A 15,944-nucleotide genomic window follows, 5' to 3' on the forward strand; every position below is an offset into this window, starting at 1 on the left:
ATAAGGATGCGTGAAGGCTTCTACAACGAACATCAGGAGGAGAACAACCATGAAACATGTAGTCGCATTTGATGTAAGTATGGGAAAGAGCTATTGGGTGGTGTACAATGCCGACCGGCACTGTGAGTTTGAAGGAGAAATCCGGCATACCCGTTCCGATTTTGAAGGGTTGCATGCCTGCATGGAGAAGCTGATCGAGCAAGATGGGGAACAACCGTCCATTGTTTTCGAAGCTACGGGCGTATACTCCAGACAACTGGAACGCTTTATGCAAGATCATCAGTACACCTATTGCCTGTTAAACCCGCTTGAAGCCAAACTGCAGTCCGCTTCTATGCGGATGCATAAAACGGATCGAAGTGACGCTCATCGGCTGGCGTTGACTCATTTCACGGTCTCTCGAAGAGAAAAAGAAGTACCCAATGACTTCTTCCAGCAGCTAAAGTCTCTCTCTCGGTTTTACCAAGAATTAGACGGAGAACTTTCTACTCTTCGCAATCGGATGCATAAAGTCATTCAACTGACCTTTTCCGAACTGGAAACGATCTTTACAAGCCGATCGGAGCTCTGTTTACATGTCATTCAGTTATTTCCACATCCCGATCTCGTGAACGGTCTTTCCAAAACCGTAATCAGAAACCGGATTCTCAAGAGTACCGACAAAAAGTTATCGGCAGGTACCGCTGAGAAGAAAGCCATCCAGTTGCTTGAAGCCGCACAGAACTCGTATCCGGCGGTTTCCGCAACCGATGTTCTTTGTGACCAGCTACGCATCTATGTCAAACGTTATTTGGAGATTCTTCGCCAACGAGAAGCTCTGATTCGGCAAATGGAGGAAATGAGCATGCATCGAGAGGACTATCAAGTTCTTCTCAGCTTTCCGGGCATTGGGGTAAATACAGCGGTGCGTTTACTCGCCGAAATCGGAGACATCCGCCGCTTCGACAATCCGAAACAGCTCAACGCCTTTGCAGGGATTGATATCCGACGGTTCCAGTCCGGTAAAACCTTTTTCCAGGATAAAATCAATAAGCGCGGAAACAAGCACCTGCGTAAACTGCTTTACCTTGTCATTCAGAATATGATTAAACAGCGTCGTTTCGGGAACAACCATCTCGTTGAGTACTATGACAAAGTAAAAACGCAACCTTATAACAAGTGTCATAAAGTTGCGTCGATCGCTTGTGTAAATAAGCTCTTGAAGTGCCTCTTCTACCTTATTACACACAATCAGCACTATGAGTACCAGTGTGCCACCAGATCATAATGCAATTTCTATCATACCATATACCAAATAAACCTAGCAAAAAATAAAAACACCCTAGGTTTATTTGGTATGTCAACATCCATACTTTCTGTGAAACCTGTTATTTTCTCTCCGCTTCCTCCCCCTGTTACTTACAAAATAATCACTCAAAATCATTATGATTCACTTGACTAATCGTAAGAAAAGCCTCCGATGTTGATTCACCGAAGGATTGCGGACAAAGGCCCGTTCGCCGTTCTCCCTCCGCTGGGTAGGCGCGTACAGGCACTCTCTTGCTCTGCCCTTCTCCCACTCCCCGCACAGCGTTTCGGTTTACAAAAACGGCTCGACGCCAGAATGGATTTGTTCGATAGCCAGTGGCTTTTTGAAAGACGGCTTCGTTGTTTTTCATCTGCATAGCAAAGCTCAGCCTCTTGATTATGCTTGAGGGGTTTCATACAAACTGTGTCAGGAGCGGGATCGGGCGGGGCAGCGGAACGCCTGTGCGCGACTCCCCAGCGGAAAGGGCCAGACGAACGGGCTTTTGCCCACAATGCTTCGCTGCAAATACATCGTGGGCATGTTTTGTGGGCGAGTTCGTTTGGCACCTGGAGCGAACAGCCCTACTCCTTAGCAAGCGTACCCAAGTGACGAGGCCCCGCCCGATCCCGCTCTTCCCCCACACTTTGGATAAAACCTAATCAAGACATCATTTCCACTTCACAGCAGATAGAGGTGTACTTGCGGTAAGATCGGTTGTGAGCAATGTGCGCCCTTCGAATCGGATGAGTACCCGGCAGGTGCTTGCACCTGTGACATCACTCCAATTTTTGAATGCGACACTGTAAATCAACTCTTTTTTTGCTTCATCTGACAGAGCACGGAACGTTTTTAGCGCATTTTGGTCAGAAAGAGTTACATACATGACGGCTTCGCCTGTACTCAAGCCAAGATCGTTTGCGCTAATTCCGTCAATAACAGAGCAGGTGAGGTTATTTCGTAGTTCGTCTACTGTAGCAGCCTCCCGAAAAGACAAGGAGGAGAACAGACGTGCCACATCGGTAGATCCGTTTTTATAAGCGAGAGAAAGGGCATCTTCTCCGAGTTTCGTTTGTGCTGATCGGTCTGCTTTATAAGACAGCAGCAGATTGATCGCTTCTATATTATTGCGTTCTATAGCATACATAAGAGCGGTCTTGCCTGCGTCATTTTGAATATTGGGGTCCGCTTTTTTCGTAAGCAGGATGCGGGCGATATCCAGTTTGCCGCCAGATATCGCAGACATGAGCGGCGTGACACCTGTATTGTCAGGAGCCGTATTCGGGTTTGCGCCAGCATTCAGAGCAGTCCGCACGCCGCTGGTACTGCCGGATGCGACTGCTTCTGCCAGTTGCATGGCGAGCAGTTTCGCTGCAAGGTTCGCCTGTTCCTGTTTATCGGGTTCTGGTGTTGTCTCGGCTGGTTGCGTCGGAGCTGGTTTTGGCTGCGTGCTGACCGAATTTTTTTCTTGAATAAAGATCGCTTTCTTTTTCGCATCCCACGTCACAGCGAGATCGAATGATTCAGCGGCCAGTCGGACAGGTACCATGGTTGTACCGTTAATGATTTCTGGTGCGGTGCTAAACGTAATCGCTTTTCCATTTTTGGTGCCTGACTTTTTGCCGATTTTTAAGATGACTTTATCGTTTCCTTTTTGAGCCGTTATCGTGCGTGTCTTGTCATCCCAGTAAACGGTGGCGCCGATCGAATTAAACATATCCCGCATCGGAACGAGTAGGACATCATTAACGACAACGGGCGAACGAGGGAAGGTAATCTTCTTATTATTGCTGTATACCGTAACGAGCGACTTCGTATACGTTACGGGCTCGGTGACTGTTTTAGACGGTGCCTTCGTTTTTTTTGTATTGGCGGACTTGGTTGTAGTTGAATTTGGTTGCGCCAGGGCAGCTGGAGAAGCAGCAAAAGTTAAGGCCAGTGATAGCGCAATCGCAGACGGGACTATTTTCTTCATTATTTCTCTCCTTCGATTGTATAAATCATTCTATATACATAACTATTGAAAGGGTCTTATGTATTATAGCACCTTCTAGCTTACAGGAAAGAAAAAAGGATAAAATGAAACTCCTCAGCGTTGTGTGCTGAGGAGTGTTCAATAGGCTATTCAGTAGCTGTTTCAACTGGAACATACACGCTTGTGGATGTAGGAATGATCAGAGACTGTCCGATTTTTAGAATCGTGTCTGCTGTTATCTTATTGGCGTCACAGATTGCCTCGATTGTAGTTCCATACTGTTTGCCAAGCTTCCAGAGGGAATCTCCTGACTGTACCGTGTGGATTTTTGTGTTGCTTTGCTTCATCACGACCATCAGTTTTCCGTCTTTTACTGTGAGTTTCAAGGGGGTGTCAGTCGTGTCTTGTGAAATAGGAGTAGGTGGCGGTGGAGGTGGCGGTGGAGTTAACGGAGCCACCGCTGCTTTGAGCAAAGATGCATACTTCACATTACTTCCCGATTGCGCCAATTTCGCATATCCTTTTCGAATGATGTCGGCATTAAATAGCTGCTTGTTCAACCAGACATAAGCATACAGGCGGCCGTATTTATCCCGCTTTACTTTGTCGTATTCAAGGGTTACGGTTTTGCCGACTACTGTTTTTTTTGTATATGTACTTGCTGTAGCTGCTACCCCAATTAACTGAATTACATCTGCTTTTCCGTTAATTGTGACGCGCATGGTATCCCCATCTATTAGAGCGGTCACTTTAGCGGTTTGTTTTGTTGCCGTTGTGCTTGCTGTTTTAGCGGATACCTGTGTAGCTGCCAAAACATCTGATGCTGTACCGAGCGGGGACAGCAGGAAGGTGCAGAGCAGGGTGGCTGCGACTCGTTTGCGTATAATCATGATCTCCTCCTCTGAAATGTCGAACAATGTTGAAAAATGTTTTGCTTTCCAAATTATTGCGTGAAATGAAAAGTACGGCAATACTACAAGGTAATCATTTATGAAATGGCTCACATAGGAAGGAAGAAGGTATGATATACTAAAAATGATCTACCTTTAATTTGTCAGTTTATTCTGGATATATTTTTTTTTATTGTTTTCCTTTTCTTCTTGCGAACATATTTGTACAATTGAAAGATACGCATACTACTTGAAGGAAGTTTGTAGGGGTGATTGTTATTCGTACATATGAAGAAATGACAAGCGGAGAAAAGCGAAGCCTTACCCTTTCCATTAAAAAATACGCCGATATATTTGTAGACCGGCATGGAAATAATGGATCCGGTTTTGCGAGTGAAGAGGCGCTTGTGGATGAGTTCTATAAAGGATGGCTGGAAGAATCGCTGGCTTCCCATTATGCCTGGTGCGCGGAGAAGAAGGCAGGGGGCGGCTATGAGGTCAAAGGGTATCATGAACAGGATCAATTCGTAACGGAAGCAAAAGTAAAAATTCGCGGCATTCTTGCGGAAAAAATGGAGTTGGACAAGCTAGATACGAAAGAGGAGGCTTCTGCTGTAAAAGAAGAAGCAGAGCAACCGACAACTCGCAAGAAAGCAGACATGCTGACAGCAGTACATCTAGAGAAGCTCGTGCCAAATGCGGAGCGTAACGCAAAAAAGGTGGCACAGCGCAAGAAGGAAGGTAAGCTCGGACGTAATGATGCATGTCCGTGCGGCAGTGGCGACAAGTACAAAAACTGTTGTGAGAAGAAAGGCATTCGCTACAAGCGGATTCGCAATAAGTTTATTGCAACTTGACAAAAACCCGGAGCGTCCCGAAGAGGGCATGCTACCGGGTTTTTTGTTCCTCGTTGGATTCTGGATTACATTAGCAGCGAGGGAAACGGCGAAGCTGTCTTTCGTTCATGGTAGAGGATATGCCAATTTGCATGAATTATGCACTTTCGAATAAAAAATATGAAAACAGTGGGGCAAGAGGGGGGATACAAGTGGCATCAAATTTGCTTTTTAAAATAAATGTACAGAATTTTTAATTTTATATAAGGAGGATTGTATGGATCATCATGGAGCGCACATTGATCGCGATGCGGAAGATTTGGCCCGACTTGGTTACAAGCAGGAGTTAAAACGCAATCTTACGTTTTTTTCTAACTTTGCGATCGCTTTTTCGTTTATTTCGGCCACAACAGGTATATTCGGCTTGTTTGGCAACGGTCTGTCAACCGGTGGACCGGCATTTATCTGGAGTTGGCCAGTTGTATTCATCGGGCAGCTGCTTGTGGCACTGACGATGGCAGAAGTTGCTTCTCATTATCCAATTGCCGGATCGATTTATCAATGGTGCAAGAATCTGGTCGGACCGTCGTACGCGTGGTTTGCCGGATGGATTTACTTGGTTGCGCTTTTGGCAACGATTGCTGCTGTTGACTACGGGGGAGCGCCGTATGTTGCGCAGCTTCTCGGATGGGATGCGGGAAATACGAGTACATTGTTTGGCATTACGGTTGTAATGGTTGTACTGCACACATTGATCAATGCTTTTGGTGTAAAATTAACAGCTCTTATTAATAACATTGGAATGGTAGCAGAAATTGCGGTGATGATTGTGCTGGCCACTGCGTTGTTTCTTGTCGGTGTACATCATCCAATCACATTTACACTCGAAACGGCGGGAACAGCTGGGGATGGCAGTTATTTGCCTGTATTTCTGACCGCGATGCTCATGTCAACCTGGGTGCTGTTTGGGTTTGATTCTGCTGGCAGTCTCGCAGAAGAAGTAATTGACCCACGCCGCGTAGTTCCGAAGACCATTGTCTCTTCACTTGTGCTTACGTTTTTTGTTGGAGGTCTTGCTCTGCTGGCATTTGTGCTTGCCATTCCAGACCTTGATACAGCTATGCAGTCTAAGGTAGCGCTTTCGTACGTGCTGGAGAGCAATCTAGGACAGGGTGTGGCAAATGGGTTTATTGTCCTGGCAGTGTTGGCGATTTTTGTCTGTGGGACTGCTGTACAGGCAACCGTTTCCCGTCTGTTATATTCATTTGGCCGCGATGAAAAAGTACCGTTTTCTTTCCTGTGGGTGAAAGTATCGCCCAAATATGAAACGCCCATTCCAGCTATTTTGTTTAGTGGGGCCTTTACCATTATCCTGACGATGTCAGCATCTGCTCTGACATACATCGTAAATATCTGCACGATTGGCATTTATTTATCCTACTTTAGTATTTCACTTGGAGCGCTCATCGCCCGCAAGAGGGGGTGGGACGGTACGGCTGCCCCGTGGAATCTTGGGAAATGGGGAAGAACTGTCAATGTGCTGTCGTCTATCTGGGGATTATTTGTAATTGGCAACCTCTGCTGGCCGCGTACACCGGATGCTCCGTGGTATGTCAATTATGCCATGCCACTGCTCGTCGCTGTTGTGATGGCATTGGGCGGGTTGTATTATATGACGATTATCCGTCCAAAAGAGAAAGTAGCTGTATTTGAAGAAACCCTTTCTTCTGCAGAGCTGTCTGAATCGTAATCGATTAAACCGTTACGTAAAAAGTAAGCAGGTGTCTTTCATAGATGCCTGCTTACTTTTTTGCTATGAATTCATAAAGGTGAGTTTTTTTTCGTAATATCGACAACGTTTGGTGGTGAGGGAGTAGGAGAAGGGAGGAGCCGTTCGCTAGGGTACGCTTGCAGGGAAGCGGCTACTGTCCGCTCCGGGAGCCCGACGAACTCGCCCGCAAAGGAAAGCCCACGATGTTGGTTCATCGAAGCATTGCGGGCAAAGGCCCGTTCGTCGTTCTCCCTTCGCTGAGTAGGCGCGTACAGGCGCTCTCTTACTCACCCCTCCCCACACAACGTTTCGATTTACAAAAAGACTCTCGCCGCTAGAATGGATTTGCTCAATAGCCACTGGCTTTTCGAAAGACGGCTTCCTTATTTTTTGACTGCATAGCAAAGCTCAACTTCTTGATATTGCTTGATGGTGTTTAACCAAAGTGTGCTAGGAGCGGGATCGGGTGGGGCAACGGAACGCCTGTACGCGACTCCCCAGCGGCAGGGGACAGGCGAACGGGCTTTTGCCCACAATGCTTCGATGCAATCTCATCGCAGGCATGTTTTGTGGGCGAGTTCGTCTGGCACCTGGAGCGGACAGTCTCAACTTCTTCGTAAGCGTACCGAAGTGACGAGGCCCCACCCGATCCCGCTCCTCCACCACAACCACACATTGTCGATACCACGAAAAAAAAGCCAACGATAGACAACTCGTTGACTCTCAACCATGCACAGATGTTTTGTGCTTAATTTTAAGTCTAGCAAATATAGAGTGTGATTCATACAGGAAAATGATACAAGATCAGTGTGGTTGTCTATGCCTGACCAGTGTATAATTTTCAAAAAAAATAACGGGCATCTAGAATTATTAGAAAATATATACTAGAATAACAATTAAGAATTTTAAATATGAATGAGTATTCATTCAATAGTGAGGAGGCTCGTGTATGGAGAGAGCCATTCGAAAAGCAGCTGTACTCGGCTCCGGTGTGATGGGGGCGGCCATTGCAGCACAGTTGGCGAATGCAGGGATTCAAACGTACTTGCTTGATATTGTGCCAACCGAACTAACGACACAGGAGAAAGCGCGCGGCTTATCGTTGAACGATGCCGCTGTGCGTAATCGTCTGGCGAACGAAGCGAAAGTAAGACTGCTTAAGACGAAGCCGGCTCCACTGTTCACAGCACGAAATGTCGAACTGATTGCGCCGGGAAATCTCGAAGACGATCTAGCTCGAATCGCAGAGGTAGACTGGGTTATTGAAGCGGTAGTGGAAAAGCTGGAAGTGAAGCAAGACTTATGGGCAAAAGTCGAAGCGTACTGGCATCCTGGCATGATTGTCAGTACGAATACATCCGGGGTTTCCATTAACCGGATGATAGAAGGACGCAGTGAAGCATTCCGCCAGTCTTTTCTGGGCACGCACTTTTTTAATCCACCGCGCTATATGAAGTTGCTTGAGATTATTCCGGGACGTGATACAGACGCTTCTGTAATCGCTTTTATGAAGTGGGTTGGTGAGCGTGTGTTGGGCAAAGGGGTTGTACTGGCTAAGGACACGCCAAATTTTATCGCAAACCGGATCGGAACGTATGGACTTATGGTAACGTTCGCAGAGATGATGAGGGACGGATGGACGATAGAAGAAGTAGATGCGATGACCGGAAAGGCAATTGGCCGTCCGAAAAGTGCCACGTTCCGCACGCTTGATATGGTCGGGCTTGATACGTTCGTCCATGTAGCAGGCAACGTATACAGCTCGGTATACAATGACACGGAAAAAGCGGCATTTCAGGTGCCGGAACTATTGCATACGATGCTTGCAAATGGCTGGCTCGGTGACAAAAGCGGACAGGGCTTCTACAAAAAAACGAAAACAGCCACTGGCAAAGAGATTCTGGCGCTTGATTATACGACACAGACATATATGCCGCTCACAAAGCGTAAGTTTGTGGGCGTAGAGCAGGCGAAGGCGGCAGGTGGTCTGAAGAAACGAATCAAGGCGCTTGCATACAGTCCCACTAAAGAAGGGCAATTCGTCTGGAATGTACTGAAAGAGGTGCTGCTCTATTCAGCAGCAAAACTGCCAGAGATCGCCGATGATATTGTGAGTATTGATAACGCAATGAAATGGGGCTTCAATTGGGAGCTGGGCCCGTTCGAGACGTGGGATGTGCTCGGTGTACCGCAGGCGATCGCACGGATGAAGCAGGAGGGCGACGTTATTCCGACCTGGGTGGAAGATATGCTTGCGTCCGGGAAAACGTCCTTTTATACGAAAGAGAGCGCAATACGGTACTATCAGACGCTTGCAGGCGAGCAGCAGGAGGAGGAGCGGGAGCGCGAACAGATGCAACTTGCTGCTTATAAGGAAAAAGCAAAGCCGATTCTTGCAAACCCCGGCGCAAGTCTGATTGATATCGGTGATGGAGTGGCGTGCCTCGAGTTCCATTCTCCCAATAACGCGATTGGGTATGACATTGTGGATATGATGTTCAAGTCGATTGACGAAGTGGAGCAAAACTGGCGCGGGCTTGTCATTCACAATGAAGCGAAGAACTTCTGCGTCGGTGCTAACTTGATGCTGATCTTGAGCGAGGCACAGGATGACAACTGGGATGATATTAATTATCTTGTGAATCGCTTCCAGCAGGCATCGATGCGTATGAAATACGCGCAGCGTCCGATTGTTGCGGCTCCGTTCGGCATGACGCTTGGGGGCGGCACGGAAGTATGCCTGCCTGCTGCCCGTATTCAGGCGGCAGCGGAGACGTATATGGGGCTGGTGGAGGTTGGTGTTGGCGTCATTCCAGGAGGCGGCGGCACGAAGGAAGTGCTGCTTCGTATGACAAAAGCGGCGGATCAAGTCGATTCAAAAGTTGATCTTCAGCCGTTTGTGAACCGGGCATTTGAGACGATTGCGCTGGCTAAAGTATCAACGAGCGGGGAAGAGGCACGCGATATCGGACTGTTGCGGGAGCGAGATGCGGTGTCGATCAATCGTGATCATCTGCTGTATGACGCCAAGCAGGCGGTACTTGCCCTTGATCTGGCGGGATATACAGCACCTCTTGCGGAAGAAGTCCGCGTTGTCGGTGCTGATGGCAAGGCGGTGCTCAAGCTTGGTGCGTATGGCATGTACCAGGGCGGTTACATCAGTCAGCATGACTTGAAGATTGCAGGCAAGCTTGCTCATGTATTAGCAGGTGGCGATGTGAATCGCAGTACGTATGTAAGTGAGCAGTATTTGCTCGATCTGGAACGGGAAGCTTTTTTAAGCTTGTGCGGTGAACCGAAATCACAGGAACGAATGATTCACATGCTGACAAAAGGCAAGCCACTACGCAATTAGAAAGGAGTGGACGTTATGAGAGAAGCAGTACTGGTGGCAGCTGCGCGTACAGCTGTAGGGAAGGCCCCTAAAGGCGCTCTGCGCCATACGCGCCCGGAAGATCTGGGGGCCGCAGTTATTACAGAAGTGATTAAGCGTGCTCCGGGTCTTGCGCCGGAGATGCTTGACGATGTCATTATCGGCTGTGCGATGCCGGAGGGGGAGCAGGGGTTTAATATGGCACGCATCATCTCAGTGTATGCCGGACTGCCGACCACGGTGCCGGGTTTTACGATTAATCGCTTCTGTTCATCTGGATTACAGTCGATTGCGATTGCGGCGGAGAAAATTATGTGTGGATTTGCGGATGTTGTGCTGGCAGGTGGTGTCGAAAGCATGAGTTATGTACCGATGGTCGGCAATAAACCATCTCCACATCCAGACATTGTGGACTTGTATCCGGACGTATATATATCAATGGGGCATACGGCTGAAAATGTCGCGGCACGCTTTGAAGTCAGTCGGGAGGAGCAGGACCGCTTTGCGTTCGAGAGTCACCGCAAAGCGGCGGCAGCTATTGCAGCAGGCAAATTCAAGGACGAGATCGTTCCACTGACTATTAAAGAAAAGCATCTGGATGATAGAGGTAAGCTCCATATTACTGAAAAAGTATTTGATACAGATGAAGGCGTGCGTCCTGAAACAACAACAGAAGGGCTCTCCCGCCTGAAATCACCATTTCGTGTCGGCGGCAGTGTTACGGCGGGTAATTCGTCGCAGACAAGCGATGGGGCAGCTGCGGTTATCGTCATGTCGCGGGAGAAGGCGAATGAGCTTGGGTTGAAACCGCTGGCGATTTTCCGGTCGTTCGTAGTCGGCGGGGTCGATCCGGATGTAATGGGAATCGGTCCGGTAGTCGCGATTCCGAAGGCGTTGAAACTTGCAAGTATTACCCAAGACGATGTGGACTTGTTTGAAATTAATGAAGCATTTGCGTCCCAGGCGGCGTACGTCGTGCGCCATCTTGGTATCGACCCGGATAAGGTAAATGTAAACGGCGGCGCGATCGCACTCGGGCATCCGCTGGGCTGCTCAGGAGCGAAGCTAACGGTTACCTTACTGCACGAAGCAGCACGGCGCGGGGCGCGTTATGGAGTCGTGTCGATGTGCATCGGCGGCGGTCAGGGGGCAGCGGGTGTGTTTGAATTTGTGAAGTAACTTTTGATTACGATAAAGGAGGATTATCATGAGCGTACAGCATACCATTCCAAAAGGCGGTCAGTTTATTCTTGAGGAGGTAGATTTTCAGTCTGTGTTCACACCGGAAGATCTGAATGATGAGCAGAAAATGATTGCGCGTATGACGCGCGACTTCATTGAAGGCGAAGTGGAACCGCACGCAGAAGAGATCGAGAAGCTTAATTATGAATTGACAGTGAAGCTGCTCAGGCAGGCGGGCGAGCTCGGTCTGCTTGGAGCGGATGTCCCGGAAGCGTATGGTGGTGCGGCGCTTGATAAGATTAGTTCGAGTCTCATTGGGGAAAGCATGGTGCGCGGTGGCTCGTTTGCCTTAAGTCATGGGGCACACGTTGGCATTGGTACATTGCCCATCGTATTTTTTGGCACGCCGGAACAGAAGGCACAGTATTTGCCGGCATTGACAACCGGAGAAAAAGTGGCGGCCTATTGTCTGACCGAACCATCTTCCGGCTCTGATGCACTCGGTGCGAAGACGACAGCCATTCTGAATCTAGAGGGTACTCATTACATTTTGAATGGTACGAAGCAGTACATTACGAACGCCGGATTTGCTGATGTATTCATCGTGTATGCAAAAATCGACGGCGAGAAGTTTACCGCCTTTATCGTAGAAAAAGAGTTTTCGGGGGTGAGCACCGGACCGGAAGAGAAGAAAATGGGGATCAAAGGTTCATCTACCTGCCCGCTCATTCTCGAAGATGTGGCGGTGCCAGTGGAAAATGTCCTTGGTGAGATCGGGAAGGGGCATCAGATCGCCTTTAATATTTTGAACGTTGGGCGCTATAAGCTTGGCGTTGGTGCAGTCGGCACGTCCAAATGGGCGATTGAGCTAGCTGTGAAATATGCGAAAGAGCGCAAACAATTCAATACGCCGATCATCAACTTTCCGCTCCTGCGTAATAAAGTGGCAGATATGACGATTCGTACGTATGTAAACGAAAGCATGGTCTACCGCACCGGTGGGTACCTCGACTGTGCAACTGCAAACTTGAACTTGGAGACGTATGCGGCGGCGGAAGCAGCAAAGGCAATCGAAGAGCATGCGATCGAACATTCGATTGTCAAAGTGTTTGCATCGGAGGCACTTGATTTTGTAGCAGATGAAGGTGTGCAGATGCACGGTGGCTATGGTTATATTGCTGAGTACAAGATCGAGCAGATTTACCGTGACTCCCGGATTAATCGTATTTTTGAAGGGACGAACGAGATCAACCGACTGCTCATTCCAGACACTCTGTTGAAACGTGCGATGCAAGGTCGACTCCCGCTGATGGCAAAGCTGCAACAATTACAGAAGGAGTTAGCTGGCTATATGCCGCCACTTGATCTGAGTGAGACATCCGGACTTCTTGAAGCGGAAACAAGTATGCTTGCGTCTGCTAAGAAAATCTTCCTCATGGTTGGCGGAGCAGCTGTGCAGAAATATATGCAGAAAATTGAGGGCGAACAGGAGATTCTTGAGAATCTGTCTAATCTGCTGATTACGATTTACGCGCTGGAATCAGCCTTGCTCCGCGCGAAAAAGACGGCTGTAAATCGCGGGGAAGCAGCAGCGCGTATGCAGGTTCAGATGACGCAGGCGTACTTCCGCGATGTATGGAGTGATCTCGAAGCATGGACGAAAGAAACGTTGCTTGCGGTGAGTGAAGGCGATACGCTGCGCACTCAGCTCTCGATCCTCAAAAAATTGCTGCGCATGCCACCGGTAAATACGATTGCGCTTAAACGTAGCATTGCAGCACGCATCGTGGAGGTCGAACAGTATACGGCGGGAGTGAAGTAGGTGGGCTGGCAGACCATGAACGTTTTCTGTGAAAATGGACGAGGGGGTATGCACGGTGACATTAGTAGACAATCTTGTGCGTGGTGCGACTGATTATCCGATGCGAGCTGCTTATATATATAACGGGAATGAAACGACGTATGAGGAATTATATGAACACGTACGGGATACAGCTTCCTATCTGGCGCAAACAGGGATTGGGCCTGGGGATCATGTGGCGCTTTTGCTCGGTAACTCACCGGAATTTGTCATTGCGTATTATGGGATTTTGCTATCGGGTGCCGCGGTTGTGCCGATCAATCCCTTGTATACGCCGCATGAGATGCTATTTATTTTGCGTGATAGCGGCGTACGAATGGCCATTGCTGCATCTGTGCTTTTGCCTGCATTCGAGGGAGTACGCTCGCAGCTCCCTGAGTTGGAGATGGTTGTGTTGGTAGGTGTAGATGAATGTTCTGTGCCGTGGGCAGTGCCGTTTCCTAAAATGATGGCGCATACAAATCCGGAGTGGACGCCTCCAGTTGTAGATGGGGGAGATCGAGCTGTCATTTTGTACACGTCCGGCACGACTGGAACACCGAAGGGAGCCATTCTTACGCACCGGAATATGGCATCGAACGCGGATTCGATTTCTGAATATTTAGGCGTTTATACAAAAGATAAGTTTGTGGCGGTGCTGCCGATGTTTCACGTCTTCTGCATGACGGTTTGCTTGAACGCGCCGATTGCGAATGGCGCGACGATACTGATTGCGCCGCGTTTCAGTCCGAAACCGCTCATCGAGCTGATCGAGGAGCAACAGGCTACTATCTTCGCGGGAGTGCCAACGATGTATAACTTCATGATGCAGCAGTCAGATGTATCCGCATCGGCGCTATCTTCGCTTCGCATCTGCGTATCCGGCGGTGCCGCCATGCCGGTCGCGCTGCTGCACGGATTCGAGAAGCGGTTCAACAAGGTCATATCGGAAGGGTACGGACTGTCGGAAGCGGCTCCGGTCACGGCATTTAATCCGGTGGAGGGTGTGCGAAAACCGGGTTCGGTCGGGGTAGATATTCCAGGGGTTACGAATAAGGTGGTCGATGCGGAAGGAGGGGAGCTTGCGCGAGGGGAAGTTGGGGAATTGATCGTACAGGGGCCGAATGTAATGGAGGGGTATTTGAATCTGCCGGAAGAGACAGCACTTGCTCTGCGTAATGGGTGGCTCTACACGGGTGATATGGCGTATATGGATGAGGATGGGTATGTGTTCATTGTGGATCGCAAAAAAGACATGATTCTCGTCGGCGGCTACAATGTGTACCCGCGTGAAGTGGAAGAAGTGCTGTACACGCACCCTCTTGTCATGGAAGCGGCGGTCATCGGTGTGCCGGATGAGCGATTCGGGGAACGGATACAGGCGTATGTTGTACGAAAGGACGAATCTTTGACAGAAGACGAGCTGCGCGAACATTGCAGCCGTGATCTGGCTCGTTATAAAGTGCCGAGGGATATTATTTTCATGGAAGAGCTTCCGAAGAACACAACGGGCAAAATTTTGCGCCGTTCCTTGAAAGACCAGATTGTAAAGTAAGCGGGATACCATAAAAAAAGGAGGGACAGCATGAAGCTGCTCCTCCTTTTTTGTGGGCTGGTTTATAATTCAGCAAAACGTGCCAGGATTTCTTCGTGTGCCGGATAGTTATCGGCAGCGAAGTGCTTCTCTGCCCACGCCATCATCTCGTGGCGGCCAACAAAGATGAATGTATCTTCGCCCCACTCGGTCGAAATTTCACGTACAGTAATTTTAGCGCCTTCGACCTCAGCTGTAATCATGTTCCAGTTATCTTCTTTATAGATGATATGTTTTTTTGTCATCGTATCTCAAACCTTTCCTGTCAGTTGATCCGCCTTTAAGTCTAGCGATTGACGCGCTGTTTTGCAACTGATACGCTACTGTTATCGACTATTTTGACGTGAAAAGGTGACAACATATGCTGACAAACGCTCAAATGCGCCGAATTCTTGATACATTTGCTGAGATGTTTCCTGATGCGCATTGTGAATTAACTCATTCTAATCCGTTCGAGCTAACGATTGCCGTGCTTTTGTCTGCTCAATGTACGGATGCGCTTGTAAATAAAGTAACTCCGAATTTATTCGCTAAATACAAAACCCCGCAAGATTATTTGAACGTCCCGCTTGAAGAGCTGGAGCAGGATATTCGAAGCATTGGATTATACCGCAATAAAGCGAAAAACATTCAGAAGCTTGCCCGCTTGCTGCTCGATGAATACGGCGGGGAAATTCCAGAGACGCATGTCGATCTCGTCCGCCTGCCAGGGGTAGGGCGCAAGACGGCGAATGTCGTCGTATCAACCGCATTCGGCGTTCCGGCAATCGCTGTTGATACGCATGTAGAGCGCGTCTCGAAGCGTCTCGGTATCGCGCGTTGGAAGGATACGCCTGTTCAAGTGGAGGAGACGCTGATGAAGCGAGTGCCACAGGAAGAGTGGAGCTTGACGCACCATCGGATGATTTTCTTCGGGCGTTATCACTGCAAGGCGCAAAATCCACAGTGTCAGGTGTGTCCGCTAGTTGACCTGTGCCGAGAAGGAAAGAAAAGAATGAAAGAGAAAGTGAAAAACAATTAAAAATAGATTGACAATTTAACAGTGGTGCTATAGTATAAAAGTATAAATCCGTACTGTTCCATGAAAGATCGCTCTTTCATCTCCAACATGTACGACTCTGACTGACACATTGTAACTCATCACAGCTAACTGAGGAATCGACTGACCCGGGTATGCCAGCCGGGAGCATAAAGCGAG

Annotated in this window: 13 protein-coding genes; 8 read left to right on the top strand and 5 right to left on the bottom strand. The window is 48.6% G+C overall.

What is annotated here, in order from left to right:
• The first annotated feature begins 49 nt into the window (after nt 1–49).
• The gene (locus tag CB4_RS10375) at nt 50–1,267 is read left to right on the top strand and encodes an IS110 family RNA-guided transposase (RefSeq protein WP_096463496.1); all 1,218 of its coding nucleotides are present in this window, start codon (nt 50–52) and stop codon (nt 1,265–1,267) included.
• Between the two features lie 142 nt (nt 1,268–1,409).
• Here the strand turns inward: CB4_RS10375 and CB4_RS21530 are convergent, their stop codons facing one another.
• The 3 genes from CB4_RS21530 to CB4_RS10390 form a co-directional block, all read right to left on the bottom strand.
• Nucleotides 1,410–1,658, bottom strand: coding sequence for a hypothetical protein (locus tag CB4_RS21530; RefSeq protein ID WP_231956220.1), 249 nt, complete (start codon nt 1,656–1,658; stop codon nt 1,410–1,412).
• 297 nt (nt 1,659–1,955) lie between these two features.
• Nucleotides 1,956–3,260: a stalk domain-containing protein gene (locus CB4_RS10385; protein ID WP_096465654.1), complete on the bottom strand. Its 1,305-nt coding sequence runs from the start codon at nt 3,258–3,260 to the stop codon at nt 1,956–1,958.
• Between the two features lie 146 nt (nt 3,261–3,406).
• Nucleotides 3,407–4,150: a LysM peptidoglycan-binding domain-containing protein gene (locus tag CB4_RS10390; RefSeq protein WP_096465656.1), complete on the bottom strand. Its 744-nt coding sequence runs from the start codon at nt 4,148–4,150 to the stop codon at nt 3,407–3,409.
• Nucleotides 4,151–4,419: 269 nt separating this feature from the next.
• Between CB4_RS10390 and CB4_RS10395 the strand changes: the two genes are divergently transcribed.
• Both CB4_RS10395 and CB4_RS10400 read left to right on the top strand, forming a co-directional pair.
• Nucleotides 4,420–5,007 carry an SEC-C metal-binding domain-containing protein gene (locus CB4_RS10395; RefSeq protein WP_231956221.1) on the top strand — a complete coding sequence of 196 codons (588 nt, stop codon included), beginning with the start codon at nt 4,420–4,422 and terminating at the stop codon, nt 5,005–5,007.
• 256 nt (nt 5,008–5,263) lie between these two features.
• On the top strand, nt 5,264–6,736 hold the full coding sequence (locus tag CB4_RS10400; RefSeq protein ID WP_096465658.1) for an APC family permease: 1,473 nt from the start codon (nt 5,264–5,266) through the stop codon (nt 6,734–6,736).
• 471 nt (nt 6,737–7,207) lie between these two features.
• On the opposite strand, the gene CB4_RS20955 is transcribed toward CB4_RS10400, so the two are convergent.
• Entirely contained in the window at nt 7,208–7,429 is a 222-nt protein-coding gene (locus tag CB4_RS20955; protein WP_231956222.1) for a hypothetical protein, read from the bottom strand.
• A gap of 277 nt (nt 7,430–7,706) precedes the next feature.
• Here CB4_RS20955 and CB4_RS10405 point away from each other — a divergent pair, with 277 nt between their 5' ends.
• From CB4_RS10405 to CB4_RS10420, 4 genes are read left to right on the top strand one after another with little or no spacing between them, the layout of a single operon-like run.
• Nucleotides 7,707–10,112: a 3-hydroxyacyl-CoA dehydrogenase/enoyl-CoA hydratase family protein gene (locus CB4_RS10405; protein WP_096465660.1), complete on the top strand. Its 2,406-nt coding sequence runs from the start codon at nt 7,707–7,709 to the stop codon at nt 10,110–10,112.
• Between the two features lie 15 nt (nt 10,113–10,127).
• On the top strand, nt 10,128–11,309 hold the full coding sequence (locus CB4_RS10410; RefSeq protein ID WP_096465662.1) for an acetyl-CoA C-acyltransferase: 1,182 nt from the start codon (nt 10,128–10,130) through the stop codon (nt 11,307–11,309).
• Nucleotides 11,310–11,337: 28 nt separating this feature from the next.
• Nucleotides 11,338–13,134 carry an acyl-CoA dehydrogenase family protein gene (locus tag CB4_RS10415; protein WP_096465664.1) on the top strand — a complete coding sequence of 599 codons (1,797 nt, stop codon included), beginning with the start codon at nt 11,338–11,340 and terminating at the stop codon, nt 13,132–13,134.
• Between the two features lie 55 nt (nt 13,135–13,189).
• A complete protein-coding gene (locus tag CB4_RS10420; protein ID WP_373681304.1) occupies nt 13,190–14,707 on the top strand; it encodes a long-chain-fatty-acid--CoA ligase in 1,518 nt (505 codons plus the stop codon).
• Nucleotides 14,708–14,769: 62 nt separating this feature from the next.
• On the opposite strand, the gene CB4_RS10425 is transcribed toward CB4_RS10420, so the two are convergent.
• On the bottom strand, nt 14,770–14,991 hold the full coding sequence (locus CB4_RS10425) for a hypothetical protein (protein WP_096465668.1): 222 nt from the start codon (nt 14,989–14,991) through the stop codon (nt 14,770–14,772).
• Nucleotides 14,992–15,107: 116 nt separating this feature from the next.
• Here CB4_RS10425 and nth point away from each other — a divergent pair, with 116 nt between their 5' ends.
• Nucleotides 15,108–15,767, top strand: coding sequence for an endonuclease III (gene nth / locus CB4_RS10430; protein ID WP_096465670.1), 660 nt, complete (start codon nt 15,108–15,110; stop codon nt 15,765–15,767).
• The last annotated feature ends 177 nt before the right edge of the window (nt 15,768–15,944 follow it).

Origin of the sequence: Aneurinibacillus soli (assembly GCF_002355375.1) — a bacterium.
Classification (GTDB): Bacteria; Bacillota; Bacilli; order Aneurinibacillales; family Aneurinibacillaceae; genus Aneurinibacillus; species Aneurinibacillus soli.